We start from the raw sequence: 20,663 nt of genomic DNA, 5'->3' as shown, positions 1-20,663 counted from the left end.
ACCTCCTGCTGCTTCCTGGTTTGCTCCAGGGAATCCACACCGGGTTAGCCAGGGGTTACGCCCCTGGCGGGCGCCCGCGCTGGGCCGAACGTCGGCGCGGGTGGTCCGGACGCGGGCGCGGCGACGCGGCGACCGGGTGAACCCGGCCGCCGCTTGCCGCCGTCCGACTCAGGTCAGCGGGTGGAAGGCCGACAACAGCTCGGCCAGCTCCCGCGCGTGGTGCTTGACGAAGTAGTGGCCGCCGCCAGGGATGACCGACAGCTGCACCGAGGACCCGAAGCGGCCCCACTCGACGTACCGGGTCTCGAAGCCGACCGTGGCGTGGTCGTCGTCGCCGATGACCAGCCGGATCGGCGCGCGCAGCGGCGGGCGCGGGGCCTGCTCGCTGTCGAGGAAGAACCCGGCGGCCTGGGCCATGTCGTGCCAGATGACCCGCAGGATGCCGTCGCGGTCCTCGTCCGACAGCACGCCGTCGAACCCGCCGAGTCCGCGCATGTGCTGGTAGAACGCCTCACCCGGGCCGCCTTCGCGGTGCACCCGCGCGACGCTGGCCGCCGGGTCGGGGTCGGGCAGCACCGCGCCGATGTAGACGGCGGTCAGCTCGACGCCCCGGTCCTCCAGCTCCTGGGCCAGCTTCACCGCGAGCGCGCTGCCCGCGCACTGGCCGTAGAGGGCGATCGGGCCGGTGATCCGGTCCAGCAGCTCGTCGGCGCAGCGGCGCGCGGACTCGGCGATGGGCACCAGGTCGTCGTCGGCGACGGACAGGTCGTGGCCGGGCAGCGCCGCCGCCCACAGCGCCAGCCGCTTCGGCAGCCGCTCGGCCAGCGGTTGGTACGACACGACGTTGCCGCCGCCGTAGGGCACGCAGACCAGCGTCAGGTCCGGGGTGCCGGACTCGGGCGTCAGCGGGTGCAGCAGGCGGCTCGCGCTCTCCGCCGCCCGGCCGGACCCGATGAACTCCGCCAGCCGCCGGGGCGTGGGGTTCTTGAACAGCTCCACCACCGGCAGGCCCGGCCGGACCAGCTGCGCGACCCGGATCGCCTTGAACGAGTCGCCGCCGAGGTCGAAGAAGTCCTCGTCGATGCCGATCGTGTGCACGCCGAGCAGCGACCGCCACACCTCGACGATGTGCTCCTCCAGCTCGTTGCGCGGCGGTCCGCCGGTGGTGCGGCCGGTGCCGCCCTCGCGGCGCGGGTCCGGCAGCGCCTCGCGGTCGACCTTGCCGTTGGGGCTGACCGGGATCTCGTCGATGACCATCAGCACCGGCGGCACCATGTAGCCGGGCAGCCGGTTCTCCAGGAACCGCCGCACCGCCGGGACGTCCAGCGCCGCGCCGGGCTCGGCCACCAGGTAGCCGACGAGCTGCCGGTCGCCCGCGTCGTCGGTGCGCGCGGCGACCACCGCGTCGCCGACGTCGTCGTGGTCGCGCAGCGCGGCCTCGATCTCGCCCAGCTCGATGCGCAGCCCGTTGACCTTGACCAGGAAGTCCTTGCGGCCCAGCAGCTCGATCACGCCGTCGCGGCGCCAGCGGGCCAGGTCGCCGGTCTTGTAGAGGCGCTCGCCGTCCCGGTCGACGAACTTCTCCGCCGTCAGCTTCGGCCGGTTCAGGTAGCCGCGCGCCAAGCCGACGCCTGCCAGGTGCAGTTCACCGGGGACACCCACCGGGACCGGTTGGCCCGCGTCGTCGAGGATGTACGCCCTCTGGTTGGCCATCGGCGTCCCGTACGGGATGGACGTCCACCCGGGATCGACGTCGCCGACCGGGTAGATGATCGAGTGGATGGACGACTCGGTCGCTCCGCCCAGGCTCACGAACGCCAGGTTGGGCGCCAGCGCGCGCACCCGGTCCGGCAGCGACACCGGCACCCAGTCGCCGCCGAGCCACGCCACCCGCAGCGCGGGCAGCGACACCCGCTCGGGGGCCGCTTCCAGGTACCCGGTCAGCAGGTCGAGCAGCGACGGCGCCGAGTTCCACACCGTCACCCCGTGCTCGACCAGCAGCCCGGCCCAGTGCGCGGGGTCCTTGGCGTGCTCGGGGTCGGTGAACACCGTGGTGCCGCCGGAAGTGAGCATGCCCAGCGTCTCGTAGACGCACATGTCGAAGCTGGGGGAGGACAGCGACAGCACCGAGTCGCCGGGGCCGACGCCGTGGCGGCGGTTGAGGTCGGTGAGGTTGTTGACCACGCCGCGGTGGGCCAGCTCGATGCCCTTCGGCGCTCCCGTGGAGCCGGAGGTGTAGATGACGTACGCGATGTCGCCGGGATCGGCGGTCACGGCCGGGCGCTCGGGGGAGGCCGCGGCGAGGACGTCGGTGTCGGCGGTGAGGTCGAGGACGCCGAGTGACGTCCCGGGTAAGCCGTCGCGGACCTCGGCCTCGGTGACCAGGTACGCGATCTCGGCGTCGTCGAGCATGAACGTCAGCCGCTCGGCGGGGTACGCGGGGTCCAGCGGCACGTAAGCCGCGCCCGCCTTGAGCACGCCCAGGATCCCGACCAGCAGCGACGGTGTCCGCCGCAGCGCCAGCCCGACCCGGCTACCCCGGCCGACGCCGTGCGCGACGAGGTGGTTGGCCAGCCGGTTCGCCGCCGCGTCCAGCTCACCGTAGGTCAGCTCCCCGCCGGGGTGCTGCGCGGCGACCGCGTCCGGGTCGGACTCGGCGCGGTCCTCGACTAGACCGTGCAGGGTGGCGTGCGCCGGGAACTCGGTGGCGGTGTCGTTGACCGCGACCAGCAGCTGGTCCCGCTCGGCGGCGGTGAGCAGCGGCAACGCGCTGACCGGCCGGTCGGGGTCGGCGATGGCCTCGTCCAGCAGCACCAGGTAGTGGCCGATCATCCGGTCGATGGTGTCGGCGTCGAACAGGTCGGTGCGGTACTGCACGCGGGCCCGCAGCCTGCCCTCGGACTCCCGGATGGACAGCAGCAGGTCGAACTTGGCGGTGCCCGCGTCGTGCTCGACCGGTTCCACGTCCAGCCCGGCCAGCCGGGGCCCTTCGTCCGGGGTGCTGTCCATCAGGAAGATCACCGGGGCCAGCGGGATGCGGCCCGGGTCGCGCACCGGCTGCAACTCCTCGACCAGCCGCTCGAAGGGCACGCTCTGGTTGGCGAACGCGCCGATCGTGGTCTCCCGCACCCGGTCCAGCAGCTCGCGGAACGTCGGCTCGCCGTCCAGCCTGCCCCGGATGACCACCGTGTTGACGAAGAACCCGACCAGCGACTCCAGCTCCGGCGACGGCCGCCCGGACACCGAGGTGGACACCGCCAGGTCCCGCTGGGCGCTGTAGCGCGACAGCAGCACGAAGAACGCCGACAGCATCGTCATGTACAGCGTCGCCCGCTGCTCGCGGCCGAGCGCGGACAGCGCGGCCACCCGGTCGGCGTCGAGCCGGAAGTACGTGACCGCGCCGTCGGGACCGGCCACGGGCGGGTGCGGCCGGTCGGTCGGCAGGTCCAGCGCGGGCAGGTCGGCCAGCTGCCGCCGCCAGTACGCCAGCTCCCGTGCCAGCCGGTCGCCGACGAGCGTGTTCTGCTCCCACAGCGCGAAGTCCGGGTACTGCACCGCCAGCGGCGGCAGGTCCGGCACGCGGCCGTCGTGGTGCGCCGAGTACAGCGCGGCCAGCTCCTCGTAGAACACCCGCATCGACCAGCCGTCGGTGACGATGTGGTGGATGTTGAGCAGCAGCACGTGCTCCCGCTCGGTGAGCCGGATCAGGCTGGTCCGCATGACCGGCCCGGCGGCCAGGTCGAACGGCGCGCCGCCGTCGGCCAGCACGTACCGCACCAACTCGGCCTCGCGCTCGCCCTCCGGCAGCCCGACCAGGTCCACCAGGTCCAGCCCCAGCGGGCCGGGCGGGTCGACCACCTGGAACGGCACGGCGTCGCGCGAGCCGAACCGGGTCCGCATCGCCTCGTGCCGGGTGACGATGTCGCGCAGGCTCGCGTTGAGCGCCGCCAGGTCCAGCTCGCCGCGCAGCCGCACCGCGATCGGGCAGTTGTAGGCCGGGTTGCCCGGGTGCAGCTGGTCGATGAACCACAGCCGCTGCTGGGCGTAGGACAGCGGGATCTCGGTCAGACCCGGCGGGCGCGGCGCCACCCGGTTGTCCTCGGCGGCGGTGCCGTCCTGGCGGCGCAGCAGCGCGGCCAGCAGCGCCCGCTGCGCGGGGCTCAGCGCCTCGACGCGCGCCGCCACCCCCGGGTCGGCGATGAGCGCCGGGTCGAAGATCTCGGTCATGGTGGTGTTCCCCTCAGGACGCTTCGGCCACGGCCGGGTGCCCGGCGCGGGTCCCATCGGTTACCGGGTAGGCCGGGATCGGGTGCGCCCGGCACAGCTCGCGCACCTGCGCGGACACCCGGTCCCGCACCTCGTCGGGCAGGGTGTACTCGGTGTCCGACCGGGCGGTCACCGCGCCGAGCACGGTGTCGAGCAGCTCCACGCAGTAGCCCATGTCCTGCGGCGCGAGACCGCGCAGCGCCAGGCCGTTGGTGCCGATCCGGATGCCGCTGCCCACCCGGGGCGACTTGACGTCCCACGGGATCCGGTTCTTGTTCACCAGGATCCCGCAGGACTCCAGCGCGCCTTCGGCGATGACGCCGGTCATCCCCGCCGACATCACGTTCACCAGCACCATGTGGTTGTCGGTGCCGTCGGTCAGCACCTCGTAGCCCAGGTCCATCAGCTGCCCGGCCATGGTGCGCGCGTCGGCGGTGATCCGCTGGGCCAGCGACCGGAACCCCGGCGTCGTCACGTACTGCAGCGCCCGCGCCTTCGCGGCGATCGAGCCCGGGTTCGGGGTGCCCTGGGCGAGCGGGAACACCGAGCGCTGCAACAGCTTCCGCAGCGTGGTGTGCGTCCCGGCCACCGGGGCGTCGGCGTCGCGGCCCATCAGGATCAGGCCGCCGCGCGGCCCGCACAGCTGCTTGTACGTGCTGGTGGTGGTGATGTGCGCGTGGTCGATCGGGCTCGGGTGCTCGCCCGCGACGACCAGCCCGGCCACGTGCGAGATGTCGGCGAGCAGGATCGCGCCGACCTCGTCGGCGATCTCCCGGAACCGGGCGAAGTCCGGGGTGCGCGGGTAGGCGCTCGCCCCGCAGACGATCACCTTGGGGCGGAACCGCTCCGCCAGCACCCGCACCCGCGTGTAGTCGATGCGGCCGGTGCCGTCGAGGCCGTAGCTCACGGAGTTGTAGTACTTGCCGGTGACCGACGCGGGGGAGCCGTGCGAGAGGTGGCCGCCGCAGTCGAGGTCCATCCCCATGATCGTGTCGCCGGGGGCCAGCAGTCCGAAGTAGACGCACAGGTTGGCCGCGCTGCCCGAGTGCGGCTGCACGTTGGCGTAGCGGGCGCCGAACGCGGCCTTGGCACGCGCCACCGCCAGCCGTTCGACGTCGTCGAGCACCCCGCAGCCCGCGTGGAAGCGGGCCCCCGGGTAGCCCTCCGCGGTGACGTTGGACAGCGCGCCGCCCGCGCAGGCCAGCACCGACGGCGGCGCGGCGCTCGCCGACGCCACCATGGCCAGCGTCCGCTCCTGCGCGCGCAGGTCCGCGGCCAGCAGCCGGTACAGCTCGGGGTCCTGCTCGGACAGGTCGGCCACGGCCCGCTCGGCCAGCAGCGCGGGGCCGGGGTCGGTGGCGCGCGGGCCGGGCAGGCGGCGCACGCCCGGTTCGGTGGTGGTCATCGGTGGCTCCTTGATCTGCGGTTCGCCGGGGGTCAGGCCGCCGCGGGCAGGGTCGCGACGTCGGCGGCGGTGTCGGCGGGGGCGGCCGGGGCGCCGTCGGCGAGGCCGTGGGCCAGCCGCCGCACCTGCTCGGCGACCAGCACCCGGGAGGTGGCGAACACGACCCGCAGGAAACCCGGGCTGCCGAAGTCGGCGCCGTCGGTGACCGCGAGCCGCCCGGCCCGCAGCGCCCGACCCACCAGGTCGGCCTCGCCGAGCCGGTCGGCGACCCGGCGGCAGTCCAGCCAGCCGAGGAAGGTCGCCTGCGGCAGCTGGTAGCCGATCTCCGGCAGGTCGCGGGCCACCAGCCTGCCCAGCAGCCGCCGGTTGGCGTCCAGCCTGGTCATCGTCTCGGCCAGCCACCGGCCGCCCTCGGCGAAGGCGGCGGTGCTGGCGGTCGCGCCGAGGATGCCCACGCCGTCGCGCAGCCGCGACGGCGCCGCCAGCAGCGCCTCGGCGGTCGCGGCGTCCCCCGGCACGCCGAAGGCGCACTTGAGGCCCGCCAGGTTCCACGCCTTGCTCGCCGAGATCCCGGTGACCGTGCGCACCCCCGCCGCCGCGGGCAGCGCCGCGAACGGCACGTGCGTCGACCCCGGGTACACCAGCGGGCTGTGCACCTCGTCGCTGAACACGGTCACCCGGTAGCGGCGGGCCAGCTCGGCGATCCGGGTCAGTTCGGCGGGCGTGTGCACCCGGCCGGTCGGGTTGTGCGGGCTGCACAGCAGGTAGATCCGCGCCCCGTCGCGGAAGCCGCGCTCGACCCCGTCGAGGTCGATCCGCCAGCGCCCGCCGCGCGGCACCATCGGGTTGGCCACCAGCTCCCGGCCGCGGTCGCGCACGGACTCGGCGAACCCGGGGTAGGCGGGGATGTCGGTGAGCACCGCGTCGCCGGGTGCGGAGCAGGTGTCGATCACGGCCTCGGTCACCCGGGTGACGTCGGCGAAGTACAGCACGCGGGACGGCGCCACGGCCCAGTCGAACCGCGCGCCGAGCCAGTCGGCGACGGCGCGCTGCGCCGGGCTGTCGTCGGTGAACGAGAAGGCGTAGCCGAGGTCGCCGCCGCGGTCGAGGTGCGCCCGCAGCGCGGCCAGCACCTCGTCCGCCACCGGCAGGTCCATCTCGGCGATGAACGAGGGCAACACGTCAGCGGGGTGCTGGCGCCACTTGGCACTGGTGCGCCCGCGCAGCACGGCCAGCGCACCCGCCGAGTCCAGCGATTCGTCGCGCTGAGGACTCCCCGTCATGGACATCCTCCTACTGCCACCTGGTCGAGACCGTCGGTACGGGTCCGAACGGGCAAGTTAGGCAGCGTTGGTGACGCCCCGGTTATTCAGTGGGTGCCCGGAATGGGCCGAACGACACCGTGTTCTCACGAACGGGTGGCGGCGCGGGGTGTGCCGGATTGTCTCCCCCGACGCGGGTGATCCCGGTACCAGAGGCCGGTTTGCCACAACCGGCGCGTAACCGGGGGTTCGTACGTTCGGCCGACACGTCAAGTCCGGCACCGGCGAGGGAAAGCGATCGGTGTCCACGTCGATGGGAGTACTTGGGTCATGGCACACCTCGAGAGCACGAGCGCGGCGCCTCCGGCTGATCCGCGGCGATGGCGCGCGCTCGCGGTGCTCGCACTCGTGCAGTTCATCATCTTCCTGGACGTCACCATCGTCAACGTGGCGCTGCCGTCGATCCAGGCGGATCTCGGGTTCACCGCGGACGGGCTGACCTGGGTGGTCAACGGCTACCTGTTGGCCGCAGGCGGTCTGCTGCTGCTGGGCGGCAGGCTCGCCGACATCGTGGGCCGCAGGCGGATGTTCTGCGCGGGCGCGGCGCTGTTCGCGGCGTCCTCGCTGCTGGCGGCCACCGCGCAGAACCAGGAGATGCTCATCGCGGGCCGCTTCGCCCAGGGCATCGCGGAGGCGATCGCCGCGCCCGCGGCGATGTCGCTGGTGGCGCTGCTGTTCACCGACCCGGGCGAGCGCGGCAAGGCGTTCGCGATCTGGGGCGGTCTGGCCGGTCTCGGGTCGGCGGCGGGCGTGCTGCTCTCCGGCGTGCTCACCGAGTTCGCCAGCTGGCGCTGGGTGTTCTACGTCAACGTGCCGCTGGCGGTCATCCCGCTGCTGATCGCGCCGAAGCTGCTGTCGGAGTCGAGGATGGCCGGTGCGCGCAAGCCGAGCTGGATCAGCGCGATCCTGGCCACCGGCGGTCTGGTCGCGATCATCCAGGGCGTCCTGTCCGCGGCGACGCACCCGTTCGGCAGCGGCCCGGTGCTGTGGCCGCTGGTCGGCGGCGTCGCGGCGCTGCTGCTGTTCCTGGTCATCCAGGCCAAGTCCGAGAACCCGCTGGTGCCGCTGAGGTTCTTCGCCAACCGCACCCGGGTCACCGGCAACGTCTCCGTCGTGTTCCTCGCCGGGTCCACCGCGGCGATGTTCTTCCTCGTGGTGCTCTACATGCAGGAGGTGCTGCACTACTCACCGCTGCAGGCGGGGTTGGCGTGGTTGCCGTTCTGCGTGGTGTTCGTGCCCGGCCTGACCATGGCGACGAAGCTGCTGCCGCGCGTGGGTCCACGCGGGACGCTGGCCGCCGGTCTGCTGGTCGCCGCGGCCGGGGTGCTCACCCTGACCTGGGCGCCGGTGGACGGCAGCTACTGGCTGAACCTGCTGCCCGCCTTCGTGCTCATCGGGTTCGGCGGCGGCCTGGCCAACCCGGCGGTGCAGACCGCCGCGCTGGCCGACGTGTCCCAGGAGGACGCCGGCCTGGGCTCCGGTGTGCTCACCACGATCCAGCAACTGGGCCAGGCGCTGGGCCTCACCGCGATCGTCGCGGTGGCGCTAACGCACACCGCGAGTCTGGTCGCGGGCGGCACCGCCGCGGCGGAGGCCACCACCGGCGGCTACCGGTTGGCGTTCCTGGTCTCGGGCATCGTTCTCGTGGTCGGCGCCGCGCTGGCCGTGGTGCTGCTGCCGTCCGCCAAGCGGGCGGGCGCGGCCCAGCCCGCGGCGTCCGACGAGGTGGCGGAGACCGCCGCCGCCTGAGTTCGGCGCTGCTTTAAACCGGTCCGGGTGGCGGCTTCCGCCACCCGGACCGACTCTTACGTGTCGAGTGTCTGATATGGACTGGGAGGGACGGCATGCGGGACGCGTCCGACTGGCTGGTCAACCTCACTCCCCGCCGCCGAGGTCGGGTGAGCCTGCTGTGCCTGCCGTTCGCCGGTGGCGGCGCGGGCGCCTTCCACGACTGGCCCGACGGGCTGCCGCCGGACGTCGAGGTGTGGGCGGTCCGCCTGCCGGGCCGGGAGAGCAGGCTCGTCGAGGAGCCGTACCGCGACCTCGGCGCCTTGGTCGACGCCCTCGTCCCCGAGGTCGCGGGCCTGGTGGGCACGCCGTACGCGGTGTTCGGGCACAGCATGGGCGCGCTCGTCGGCTACGAGCTGGTCCGCCGCCTGCGCGCCGCCGGGCTGCCCGAACCCGGGCTGCTGGTGGCCTCCGGGCACGACGCGCCGCACGTGGCCGCGCACCCCCGGCAGCTGCACGCCATGCCGGACCCGGCGCTCGTGGCCGCCCTGCGCGACTACGGCGCCACACCGGACACCCTGCTCGCGCAACCGGAACTGCTGGAGCTGTTCCTCCCCACGATCCGCGCCGACTTCGCGGTCGTGGAGACCTACGCGTACCGACCCGGACCGCCGCTGCGGTGCCCCTTCGCGGTGCTGCGCGGTGTGGCCGACCACGACGTCACCCCGGCGGGGTGCGCGGCCTGGGCGGAGCTGACCGCGGGACCGACCGCGCAGCTGGCGTTCCCCGGCGGTCACTTCTTCATCGACGAGGCCCGCGAACGGGTCCTGGCCGAGCTGACCGAGCTGCTCGACGGCGTCGGCCGCGCCCGGCGGGCCGCGTGACGCGATGTGCCCGGTTCGTCCGTCTCCGCGCGTCGACGTCCACGCCCGCACCGGGTGGATCTTCGCGTAACCGAGCGGCAACCGGCTGTTCCTACCTTTCCCGCAGAACGAACCCGAGGGAGGCAGTAGCCGTGTCCACACCAGTCAGGATCGTCGCCATCAACGGATCGGAACGGGACGGCAACACCGCTGATGTGCTGCGCTACGCCGCGGCGATCGCGGAGCAGCGCGGCGCCGAACTGGAGGCCGTCGACCTGCGCGACCTGAACATGCTGCGCTGCGGCCCGTGCGGCGACTGCAACGACCGGCTCGTCCGGTGCGCGCAGACCGACGACATCCCCGGCGTGATCGACAAGATGGTGGCCGCCGACGGCATCATCTTCGCCGCCCCGGTGCACGGCTTCGGGTCCGCCAGCCTGATGCAGACCTTCATCGAGCGCGCGGGCGTCGGCTACCTGCGCTTCGACCGCCCGCTGTCGAACAAGGTCGCGGGCGTGATCTCCGTGGCCCGCCGCTACAGCGCGGGCGAGGTGTGGGCGCAGTTGAGCGTCAACGCCCTGCTCAACCGGATGATCCTGGTCGGCAGCGGCTTCCCGTCCCAGGTGCACGCGCTGCACCGCGGCGACGCGCTCAAGGACGACGAGGGCCTGACCAACGTCGGCCGGATGGTCGAGCGGATGATCGACATGAGCACACTGCTGGCCGAGCACCGCCGCCTCACCGGCCGCGAGATCCTCAGCGTGGCCGACCGCAACGAGCGGGTGGGCCTGCCGCTCAACGAGCTGCAGGAGCACCTGTGATGACCGACCTCCCCGGGATCGCCGCGAAACTGGCGGACGAGCGGGCCTTCCGCGCCACCTACGGCCTGCTGGCGGGCCGCTACTTCGACGGCACCCTCACCGGCGCCGAACTCGCCGGCTGGCACGCGAGCCAGCTGACCAGGGTGCTGCGGCACGTCACCGCGAAGTCGCCGTTCTACCGCGAGCACCTCAAGGGCGTCGACATCGAGGCCGTCACCCCCGAGACGCTGTCGCGGCTGCCCTTCACCACCAAGGCCGACCTGCGCCGCGAGATGTACGACGTGCTCTCCGGCAGCCCGGCCGACGCGCGGATCTACTACGAGACCACCGGCACCACCGGCCCCTCCACCCCGTGCCCGCGCGGCGCCAAGGACATCGTCGCCAGCAACTCCGCCGTCGAGGAGTCCTGGCGGCGGCTCTTCGCCGCCCGCTTCGGCGACCGGATGCCGGTGGTCGGCCTGATGGGACCGACCGAGCTGTACGCGTTCGGCGACGTGTTCACCGATGTCCTCGACCGGCTCGGCGGCTGCCACGCGAAGATCTGGCCCGAGTCCCCGCGCGTTGGGTTCCGCAAGGCCCTGCGGCTGATCAAGGACCTGGGTGTCGAGGTCGTCGTGGGCGCACCCGCGCTGTGCCTGAGCCTGGCCAAGGCCGCCCGGCACTACGACTACGACCTCGCCGACCTGCCGATCTCGATGTTCCTGGTGCTCGGCGAGATCTGCACCCCCGAGTTCCGCGCCAACGTGTCCAGCATCTGGCCCGGCGCCACGGTCTACCCGACCCTCTACGGCTCGCAGGAGACCCTCTGCATCGCCACCGGCGCCGAGACCGGGAACCTGCACCTGTCCGAGCTCAACTACATCGCCGAGCTGGTCGACCCGGACACCGGCGAGCACCTCGGCCGCACCGGTGAGGGCGAACTGGTGCTCACCATGCTCGTCGAGGGCATCAAGCCGCTCATCCGCTACCGCACCGCCGACCTGGTGCGGATCACCGATCCCGGCCCGGGAGCCCCGCTGCCCGGACCGGTCGTCGAGGTGATCGGCCGGGTCGCCGACCGGATCGCGCTGGGCACCGCCCGGCTGCAGCCCGCCGAGCTGGAGTCCGCGGTGCTCGACGGGGTGCGCGGCTGCCTGGGCTACCAGGTCGTCATCGACCGCGACGCCGACGGCGCCGACGAGGTCACCGTCCGGCTGGACCTGCTCCCCGAGCTGAGCGGCGACCCGGACGAGGTCCGCGCGGGCATCGCGGCCCGGCTGCGCGAGCGCGCCGGCGTGGCGGCGGGCATCGCGGTGGAGTCCGAGCTGGACCCGGTGACCAGCACCGGCGCCTTCGTCAGCTGGAAGGCCGCGCGCATCCTCGACCACCGCACCGAGGCCGACGACGCCGTGCGCGTCGCCCGCGAGGTCGCGCACCGCTACGCCATCACGACCTGACGGCCCCACCCCGGCGGTCCGGACCCGGACGGCCCCGCCCCGGCGACCCCGTGCCGCCGGGCGCCCCACCGTCGGCAGGCAGACAACCACAGGAGACGTTATGGACTCCCCACCCCACAGCGTGCGGGTGACCACCGCGCGGGTGGCGCGGCCCCTCGTCGACCCGCTCACGGCGTACCTGGCGCTCGGCGCGCGGTTCGGCCGCGACCAGGTCTACCTGCTGGAGTCCGCGGGCGGCCCGCCCGGCGACTGCGGGCAGCACGTGGTCGGGTTCGCCGAGCGGCTGAGCATCTCGGTCACCGCGGGGGAGGTGCAGGTGCGCGGCGCCGACGCGGTGCGCGCGGCGGTGCTGGCCAGGGTCGAGCCGCTGCTGACCGCGGACGGCACCCGGCTGCGGGACAACCGCGGCCTGTGGGCGCTGATCCGCGCCGCCGAGTCGGTGTTCGAGGTGACCGGCTCGGCCACCGGCTTCGAGTTCGGCTTCCTGGCCTACTTCGGCTACGACGTGGCCCGCTACATCGAGGACCTGCCGCACCTGATCGAGAGCGACCCCGGCGTGCCCGACGTGCACCTGGTGCTCTACCAGGGCTTGCTGCGCACCGACCTGGTCACCGGCGACGCCGAGCTGCTGGTGCACACCAGCCCCGCCTGGCCGGACCTCGACCTCGGCGAGCTCTCCGACCTGCTCGCCGCCGCCGCGGACCGGCCCGCCGACCCGGGCGCGGACGCCCCGTCGGCGGACGAGGTGATCGAGGACGACACGGCGCGCGAGACCTACCTGCGGCACGTGGACAAGGCGCTCGGGCACATCGCCATCGGCGACATCTACCAGGTGCAGCTCGGCCACGAGCTGTCGATCCGCAGCGACTCCGACCCCGTGCGGGTGTACCGGCGGCTGCGGGAGCGCAACGCCTCCCCGTACATGTACCTGACGCCGCTGGGCGAGCACACCGTCGTCGGCGCCAGCCCGGAGCTGTTCGTCCGGGTCCGCGACGGCGAGGTCGTCATGCGGCCCATCGCGGGCACCCACCCGCGCGGGGTCGTCGACGGGGAACCGGTCGACGACGAGGTCGCGGCCGCCGCACTGGCGAGCAGCCCCAAGGAGATCGCCGAGCACGTGATGCTGGTCGACCTGTGCCGCAACGACATCGGCCGGATCTGCGGCAAGGACACCCTCGAGGTGCGCGAGCAGATGGTCGTCGAGCGCTACTCGCACGTGCTGCACCTGGTGTCCACTGTGGTTGGTCGGGCGGCGCCGGGCACCGACAGCTACGACGTGATCGCCGCGCTGTTCCCCTCGGGCACCATGACCGGCGCGCCGAAGATCCGCGCCATGGAGATCATCGAGGCCACCGAGGCGCGCCGCCGCGGGCTCTACGCGGGCGCCATCGGCCTGATCGGCGCGGGCGGCTACCTGAACCTCGCGCTGTGCATCCGCACGCTCATCCACTCCGGCGGCGTGTACCGCACCCGGGCCTCGGCCGGGGTGGTCGCCGACTCCGACGCCGGTCGCGAGTGGACCGAGACCCTGGCCAAGTCGAGCGCCGCCTACTGGGCGGTCACGGGGAGGGAGCTGCTGTGAGGGTCCTCGTGGTCGACGCGTTCGACAGCTTCGTCTACATCATCCGCCAGTACCTGCTCTCCGCGGGCGCCGAGCCGCTGGTGGTCCGCTCCAACGAGCTGACCCTCGACGAGATCCGGCTGATCAAACCGGACGCGGTGCTGCTGGGCCCCGGCCCGGGCCACCCGTCCGAGTCCAGCCACGTCGACATCGTGCGCACCTTCGGCGACCAGGTGCCGATCTTCGGCATCTGCCTCGGCCACCAGGCCATCGGGCTCGCCTTCGGTGGCCAGGTGGTGCCCGCGCACCACCTCATGCACGGCAAGACCAGCCGGGTCCGGCACGACGGCACCGGCGTGTTCACCGAGATGCCCGAGGACTTCGCCGCCACCCGCTACCACTCGCTGGTCGTGGTGGAGAACAGCGTCCCGGACTGCCTGCAGGTCAGCGCCTGGTCCTGCGACGACCGGTACGTGATGGGCCTGCGGCACCGCTGGCTGCCCATCGAGTCGGTGCAGTTCCACCCGGAGAGCATCCGCACCGAGGACGGCATGCGGCTGATCCACAACTTCGTCCGCACCCACGGCCGCCACCCCGCCTGGCACCGCAGGCGGGTGGCGCACCAGGCCGAGCTGTACCGGCCCGAGCCCCTCCGCGCCGCCCGCACCCTGCCCGACCTCGGCCACCCCGGCCTGTCCCAGGCCCTGTCGGCCTGACGAGTTGCGAACGAGGAGAATGCCGTGCACGACAGCCAGGACACCACGGCGTGGCAGCAGCACCTGGCTGGCGCCCCGCTGGTCAAGCCGATCCCGACCGACCGGTTGCCGCGCGCGCCGCGGCTGGTCGAACCGCTGGTCTGCGCGGTGCCGCTGAGCGAGGCCGCGCAGCGGGAGCTGATCGGCGCCGACGGGACGCTCGCCGCCGACCTGCCGATGGCCGCGCTGGCCGCGTTGCTGCTGCGCTACACCGGTGAGACCGACCTGATCATCGGCCAAGTCGACGAGGAGTTGACCGTTCCGCGGTTACCCGTGCACGGGGACACCCGGATCGGGGACCTGCGCGCCACCGCCGTCCGCGCCATCAAGGACGCCGCCGTGGTCGGCGCGGTCGACGGCGCGGAACTGCTGCGCCTGTGCGAGACCGACGGCGCCGCCACCCAGGCCCCCTGCCACGGCCTGATCGCCATCCGCCCCGGCGACAAACCCGGCCACCACGCCGATCGGCACACCGAGAGCGAACTGCACTACGCCGACATCGTCGTCGTGCTGCAACTGGTGCGCGGCAGGCCGCGGGCCGCGCTGGTCGGCAACGCCGCGCTCTACGAGCGCGGCACCGTCAACCGGCTCGCCAAGCACCTCGGCGGCATGCTGGAGGCGATGGTCGGCGTGGCCGACGACCGCACCGTGTCGGTGCTGCCGCTGCTGGACTCCGCCGAGCGCGGGCAGATCCTGCTCGGCTGGAACGACACCGAGGAGGAGGTCGACCCGCGCCCGGTGCACGAGCTGATCGCCGGGTTCGCGCGGTCCACCCCGGACGCGCCCGCGGTCGTGCACGAGGGCGCCACCACCACCTTCGCCGAACTCGAGTCCGGCGCGAACCGGATGGCCAACCACCTGGTGTCGCTGGGCACCACCCCCGGCAGCAACGTCGGGGTGTTCATGGAGCGCTGCCCGGAGAGCCTGCTGACCCAGCTCGCCATCTGGAAGGCGGGCGCCACCGCGGTGCTGCTCGACCCCGAGTACCCGACCGAGCGGCTGGCGTTCATGCTCCAGGACTCCGCGGCCGTCGCGGTGGTCAGCAAGCAGCACCTGGCCGCCGTCCTGCCGCTCGACGAGGGCGGCGCCCGGCCGGTCGTGCTGGTCGACCGGCACGCCACCACCTGGCAGTCCGCGCCGGACACCGACCCCGCCGGACCGATCGACGACGAGAGCATCAGCCACGTCGCCTACACCTCCGGCTCCACCGGCGTGCCCAAAGCCGTACTGCTGCGCCACGGCCCGCTGCGCAACACCGTGCACGTGCTGATCCGCGAGTGCGAGATCACCGCCGGGTCGCGTGGCACCTGGCTGTGCTCGCCGGGATTCGGCCTGGTCGAGGTCGACTGCTTCCCGGTGCTGGCCGCGGGCGCGGTCGTGCACATCCCGGACCCGACCGTCGCCGCGTCGCCGGAGCAGCAGCGGGACTGGTTGGTGGACACCGGGATCACGCACACCCTGCAGCTCACCGCCATGGCCGAGCGGCTGTGGACGCTGCCGTGGCCCGCCGAGTGCGCGCTGCGCTCGATGCGGATCGCGGGGGAGCGGGTCCGCGCCTGGCCGCCACCGGAACTGCCGTACACGGTGCTCAACGTCTACGGCTCCGCCGAGGCCAACGTGGTGACCACGTGCGACCTCACCACGACCGCCGCCGCGCTGACCGGTGACGAGCGCGCCGCGCGCATGCCCCCGATCGGCCGCCCCGTGGCGAACGTGCGCACCTACGTCCTGGACGAGCGCCGCGAGCCGGTGCCGCCGGGGGTGCTGGGGGAGCTGTACATCTCCGGCGAGAGCCTGTCGCGCGGCTACCTCAACCGGCCCGACGCCAACACCGAGAAGTTCCTGGACAACCCGCTGGCCGACGACCCGTACCCGGTGCTCTACCGCAGCGGCGACGTCGCCAGGTACTGGCCCGACGGCGTCATCGAGATCGTCGGCCGGATCGACGACGAGACCAAGGTGCGCGGCTACCGCGTGCACCTCGGCGAGGTGGAGAGCGTGCTGGCCGCCCAACCCGGCGTCCGGCAGTGCGCGGTGCTGGCCCGCGAGGACACCCCCGGCTACCGGCGCCTGGTCGCCTACATCGAGCCGGACCCGGTGGCCCCGCCCCAGGTCCGCGTGCTGCGCGGCGAACTGGCCCGGCGGTTGCCGCCGTACATGCTGCCCGCCGCCTACGTCGTCGACCAGCTGCCGACCACGGCCAACGGCAAGATCGACCGCGCGGTCCTGGCCCCGCCGCCGCGCACCCGCCCCGACCTGGAGACCCCGTACCAGGAGCCGACCACCGCGCTGGAGCACCGGGTCGGCGAACTGCTCTCCGAGGTGCTCGGCATCGACGAGATCGGCGTCCTGGACGAGTTCTTCGACCTCGGCGGCGACTCGCTGCGCGCGATGCGGCTGCTTTCGGGGCTCCAGCAGGAGCTCGACGTGTCGCTGACCATGGCGGACCTGTTCCGGGCGCCCACGGTCCACGGCATCGCCCAGGTGATCGAGGCCGCTCGGCACGGCGCGGAGAGCCACGCCCTGGTGCACGACGCCGCCAACCGGTACCAGCCGTTCCCGCTCACCGGCGCCCAGCGGCAGCTGTGGCGGGTGCGCGGCAACCGGCCCGGACCCGCCGAGGTCTACGAGTGGCGGCGCGACTGGCTCGACGTCGACCGGTTCACCGCCGCGTGGACCGAGGTCGTGGCCCGGCACGACAGCCTGCGCACGGTGGTGCGCGCCAGCGGCGAGCAGGTGGCCCTGCGCGAGGGCCCGCCGCCGGAGGTCGTCGACCTGGGTGTGCTGTCCGAGCCGGAGGCGCTGGCCCGGGTCGCCGAGGCCCGCGCGGACCTGCGGGACACGGCCGAACCGCACGTGCTGCGGCTGAACCTGCTGCCGGACGGCTCGGTGGTGGTGCAGCTCGCGGTGTCGCCGCTGACCGTCGACCTCGACAGCGCGCACCGGGTGCTGCTGCCGGAACTGGCCACCGCGTACGAGGAACCGGGCACGGTCGAGGCACCCGCCATCACCTTCCGCGACTACGCCCAGAGCTCCCTCGCCAAGTGGGCCGAGGCGGACGCCGACGGCGGTGCGGAGCGGAGCGGACCGTGCCCGTCGGGCGGGGTGCGCGCGCACCTCGTCGAACTGCCGGTGTCGGTGTTCGACGGCCTGCGCGGCCGCGCCGAGACCGCCGCGGCCACCCCGGCGGACGCGATCGTCGCCGCCCTGCACGACGTGCTGGCCGAGACCGACCTGGGCTGGCTCACCGGCGACCAGGAACTCACCCCGCTCGCCGTGCTGGCGGGCCTGCGCGTGGCCGGTCACCCGCAGGTGGCGGCGCTGGTCGGCGGCTTCGCCGGGTCCCGCCCGGTGGAGCTGGCCGACGGCGGTCCGACCTTCGCCGAACGCGCCAGGGCGGTGCCCGACCGGCTTGCGGACCGGGTACCGGCCCGCTGCGCGGTGCAGATCGGGGTCGCCGTCGACGGCCCACCGCCGGGGCGCGCGCAGGCGGACCCGGTCACCGCGGTGGTGGCGTGCGGCGCGTTCGCCGTTGTCGACGTCCGCGTCGTGCTCGACGACGACGCGCTGCGCGCGCACTGGACCGCCCCCGAGACCGCGGACCCGACCCGGGTGGCCGCGCTGGCCACCGCGTACCGCGACCGCCTCACCCACCTGGCCACCGACGACGCCCCCTGGTGGGAGGGCGTCGACGCCTACAACAAGTCGCGCCCCGCCACCCCCGGGAGGACCCCATGACGGTTGTGATCCGGCTCCACCAGCACGCGACCGACCAGGACAGAGCCGAAGTCGTCGACCGCGTCGGGCGGACCGGTGTGCTGCCGCGGATCCACTCGACCACGCTGGTCTCCACCTCCGCCCCGGTCGCCGACGTCTCGGCGGCCGTGGCGGACCTGACCCAGGTCGCCGAGGTCGACCGCATCGGCGCCGACTACCCCAAGGCGGCCAAGCGGTCCCGGGCCACCGGCTCCGTGGTCCGCCTGGGGCAGACGGTGATCGGCGGGACGGGCTTCGCGGTGATCGCGGGCCCGTGCTCGGTGGAGAACCCGACCCAGATGACCGACACCGCCCGCGCCGTCCGGGACTCGGGCGCGCACGCGTTGCGGGGCGGGATCTTCAAGCCCCGCACGTCGCCGTACTCCTTCCAGGGCTTGGGCCAGGCCGGTCTGGACCTGGCCCGGGCGGCGAAGGAGGAGACCGGTCTGCCGTTCGTCACCGAGGTGGTCGACGTGCGGGACGTGGAGCTGCTGGCGGAGTCGGTCGACATGCTCCAGATCGGCGCCCGCAACATGCAGAACTACGCCCTCCTGCGGGAGGTCGGCGCCACCCGCGTCCCGGTCCTCCTCAAGCGCGGCCTGGCGGCCACCGTCGACGAGACCCTGCTGGCCGCGGAGTACCTGCTCGACGGCGGCAACGAGCAGGTGGTGCTGTGCGAGCGCGGCATCCGCACCTTCGAGACCAGCTACCGCTTCACCCTCGACATGGCCGCCGTGGCCGTGTTCCGGGAACGGACCCACCTGCCCGTGATCGTCGACCCGAGCCACGCCGCCGGTGAACGGGGCCGCGTCATCCCGCTGGCCCTCGCCGCCGCCGCGGGCGGCGCGGACGGCATCATCGTGGAGTCCCACTGCGACCCCGCCGCCGCCCTGTGCGACGGCAAGCAGGCCCTCCCGACCTCGGACCTGCCGGAACTGATGCACCGACTCCGCTTCGCCGCCGCCGCGGCGGGCCGCCGCCTGGAACCCCTGGCGGGCAACCACCCCACGGTCCTGGTCACCGACCCGGCCCCGACGACCCCCACCGCCAACCCGACCCGCTTCCGCGCCGAACGCGCCAGCTGACCGAACCCACCCCGGCCGGGTGGCGGAACCGATCTCGCGGTCCCGCCACCCGGCCGAGTTCGTGGGCGGGCCGCGGCACTAGATTCGGGAGAGGCAGAGGACGTGGGTGTCGGCCTTGTCGTCGACGGTCATGGCGACGTGGGTGCTCTCGGGTCGATCGAGGCAGTCGGTGGACGAGATGGTCTTGGCCAGGATGTCGACGACCCGGTAGGAGCCCGACCGACACCCGGGATCGAACAGCAGGGAAGCGCGGCCCTCCGGGGTTCGCAGACAGGCACCGGGTTCTACGTCACCGATGTCCTCGCCCACCACCGCGAAGACGATGGGGAGCTGGTGCCGGGTCGGCGTGCCCTCGAGGGCCTTGCGCCCGCCGCCCACGGCCACCGGGCGCGGCTCCGACTCGCGGTCCACGTACGCCAGGAAGTCGTGCACGAGGACGTAGGCGGTGGCGCAGGCCACCACCATCGCGGCGAACTTCGTGACCTGCTTCGGATCGACCTTGGCCCGCACCAGGCGCACCCGGACGTAGGGACCGTCCGGCTCGGTCCCGATCGGCAACAGCGCGCCGTCGTGCACACCCGCGGGCGCGTGCACCTTCACCGTCCGGTTCTCCCCGTGTACCACCGTGGTCACCGGAACGACCACCACCCCCGCGCCGCGCGGGACCTCGATCTCTCCCGTCACCCGCGGCGGCACCCCTGCTTCGTCAACCATGATCACTGCGACGCGAGGGTTGCGGGTTCGGTTACCGACACCACCTGAACGGCCGTACGGCCCCCGGGTCATCCCGGAGCGGACGGTTCCTCGCGGTCTTCCTTCACGTACGTGGGGTGCAGGTGCACCGGCGCCTTGGCCCGCTTCGCGCGGGCGCGCAGGTTCAGGAACTCCACGAAGATGGAGAACGCGATCGGGCCGTACACGTAGCCCTTGGGGATGTGCTGGTCGAAGCCCTCCGCGATGAGGCTGCCGCCGATCAGCAGCAGGAACGCCAGCGCCAGCATCTTGACCGTGGGGTGCCGGTTGACGAACTTGCTGATCGCGCGGGCCGACACCAGCATGATCACCATGGCCACGACCACCGCCGCGATCATGATGCCCAGCTCGTCGACCATGCCCACCGCGGTGATGACCGAGTCCAGCGAGAACACCACGTCCAGGATGAGGATCTGGACGATGACGCCCGCGAACGACACCGCCTTGCGGTTCGTGGTGTGCTCGGCGCCTTCCAGTTGCTCGTGGATCTCGTAGGTGGCCTTCCCCAGCAGGAACAGACCGCCCAGCACCAGGATCAGGTCGCGGCCGGAGATCTCCTGGCCGAACAGGGAGAACAGCGGCGCCGTCAGCCCGATCACCCAGGACAGCGACGCCAGCAGGAGCAGCCGGGTGATCAGCGCCAGCGACAGGCCGATGATCCGGGCCCGCTGCTGCTGCTCGACCGGCAGCCGACCCGCCAGGATCGAGATGAACACGATGTTGTCGATGCCGAGCACGATCTCCAGCACCAGCAGCGTGCCGAAGGCCACCCACAGCTCAGGGCTGAGCATCCAGTCCATGTGGCCTCCCGGTCGCCGAGGACATCCCAGGGACATGGTCACGCACGCCACGCCCACATCCTGGACATATCTGACATAACGACCGCGACACTACCCGACCGTGCGACCCCGC

13 protein-coding genes are annotated in these 20,663 nt (G+C 73.2%); 8 read left to right on the top strand and 5 right to left on the bottom strand.

Going from position 1 to position 20,663, the window contains the following annotated elements:
- Nucleotides 1-168: 168 nt before the first annotated feature.
- The 3 genes from V5P93_RS20545 to V5P93_RS20535 are packed head-to-tail and all read right to left on the bottom strand — an operon-like array spanning nt 169 to nt 6,954.
- A complete protein-coding gene (locus tag V5P93_RS20545) occupies nt 169-4,227 on the bottom strand; it encodes a non-ribosomal peptide synthetase (protein ID WP_181043897.1) in 4,059 nt (1,352 codons plus the stop codon).
- A 13-nt stretch (nt 4,228-4,240) separates the two neighbouring features.
- Entirely contained in the window at nt 4,241-5,671 is a 1,431-nt protein-coding gene (glyA, locus tag V5P93_RS20540) for a serine hydroxymethyltransferase (protein WP_104482958.1), read from the bottom strand.
- Between the two features lie 32 nt (nt 5,672-5,703).
- Entirely contained in the window at nt 5,704-6,954 is a 1,251-nt protein-coding gene (locus tag V5P93_RS20535) for a MalY/PatB family protein (RefSeq protein WP_181043896.1), read from the bottom strand.
- Nucleotides 6,955-7,263: 309 nt separating this feature from the next.
- Between V5P93_RS20535 and V5P93_RS20530 the strand changes: the two genes are divergently transcribed.
- The 8 genes from V5P93_RS20530 to aroF all read left to right on the top strand — a co-directional run bounded on the left by V5P93_RS20530 (nt 7,264) and on the right by aroF (nt 18,998).
- Complete coding sequence (locus V5P93_RS20530) at nt 7,264-8,742, top strand: MFS transporter (RefSeq protein ID WP_104482956.1); 1,479 nt, start codon at nt 7,264-7,266, stop codon at nt 8,740-8,742.
- Nucleotides 8,743-8,837: 95 nt separating this feature from the next.
- A complete protein-coding gene (locus V5P93_RS20525) occupies nt 8,838-9,605 on the top strand; it encodes a thioesterase II family protein (protein ID WP_104482955.1) in 768 nt (255 codons plus the stop codon).
- Nucleotides 9,606-9,736: 131 nt separating this feature from the next.
- Nucleotides 9,737-10,405, top strand: a complete 669-nt coding sequence (locus tag V5P93_RS20520) for a flavodoxin family protein (RefSeq protein WP_104482954.1) — start codon at nt 9,737-9,739, stop codon at nt 10,403-10,405.
- On the top strand, nt 10,405-11,841 hold the full coding sequence (locus V5P93_RS20515; RefSeq protein WP_104482953.1) for a phenylacetate--CoA ligase family protein: 1,437 nt from the start codon (nt 10,405-10,407) through the stop codon (nt 11,839-11,841). The genes V5P93_RS20520 and V5P93_RS20515 overlap by 1 nt, the downstream gene beginning before the upstream one ends.
- Before the next feature lie 100 nt (nt 11,842-11,941).
- Nucleotides 11,942-13,423 (top strand): anthranilate synthase component I family protein, encoded by a 1,482-nt coding sequence (locus V5P93_RS20510; protein WP_104482952.1) that lies wholly within the window; start codon nt 11,942-11,944, stop codon nt 13,421-13,423.
- Nucleotides 13,420-14,118: an aminodeoxychorismate/anthranilate synthase component II gene (locus tag V5P93_RS20505; protein ID WP_104482951.1), complete on the top strand. Its 699-nt coding sequence runs from the start codon at nt 13,420-13,422 to the stop codon at nt 14,116-14,118. The genes V5P93_RS20510 and V5P93_RS20505 overlap by 4 nt, the downstream gene beginning before the upstream one ends.
- A 24-nt stretch (nt 14,119-14,142) precedes the next feature.
- Nucleotides 14,143-17,895, top strand: coding sequence for an amino acid adenylation domain-containing protein (locus V5P93_RS20500; protein WP_104482950.1), 3,753 nt, complete (start codon nt 14,143-14,145; stop codon nt 17,893-17,895).
- Complete coding sequence (gene aroF, locus V5P93_RS20495) at nt 17,892-18,998, top strand: 3-deoxy-7-phosphoheptulonate synthase (RefSeq protein WP_104482949.1); 1,107 nt, start codon at nt 17,892-17,894, stop codon at nt 18,996-18,998. Before V5P93_RS20500 ends, aroF begins: the two co-directional genes overlap by 4 nt.
- 78 nt (nt 18,999-19,076) lie before the next feature.
- Here aroF and V5P93_RS20490 read toward each other — a convergent pair whose 3' ends face one another.
- Nucleotides 19,077-19,682: a hypothetical protein gene (locus V5P93_RS20490; protein WP_146108354.1), complete on the bottom strand. Its 606-nt coding sequence runs from the start codon at nt 19,680-19,682 to the stop codon at nt 19,077-19,079.
- A 98-nt stretch (nt 19,683-19,780) separates the two neighbouring features.
- Complete coding sequence (locus V5P93_RS20485; RefSeq protein WP_104482947.1) at nt 19,781-20,551, bottom strand: TerC family protein; 771 nt, start codon at nt 20,549-20,551, stop codon at nt 19,781-19,783.
- Nucleotides 20,552-20,663: the final 112 nt, after the last annotated feature.

The organism is Actinokineospora auranticolor (genome assembly GCF_041897805.1).
Classification (GTDB): domain Bacteria; phylum Actinomycetota; class Actinomycetes; order Mycobacteriales; family Pseudonocardiaceae; genus Actinokineospora; species Actinokineospora auranticolor.
Note: the sequence above shows the minus strand (reverse complement) of the source record. Positions and strands in the feature narration are given on the sequence as shown.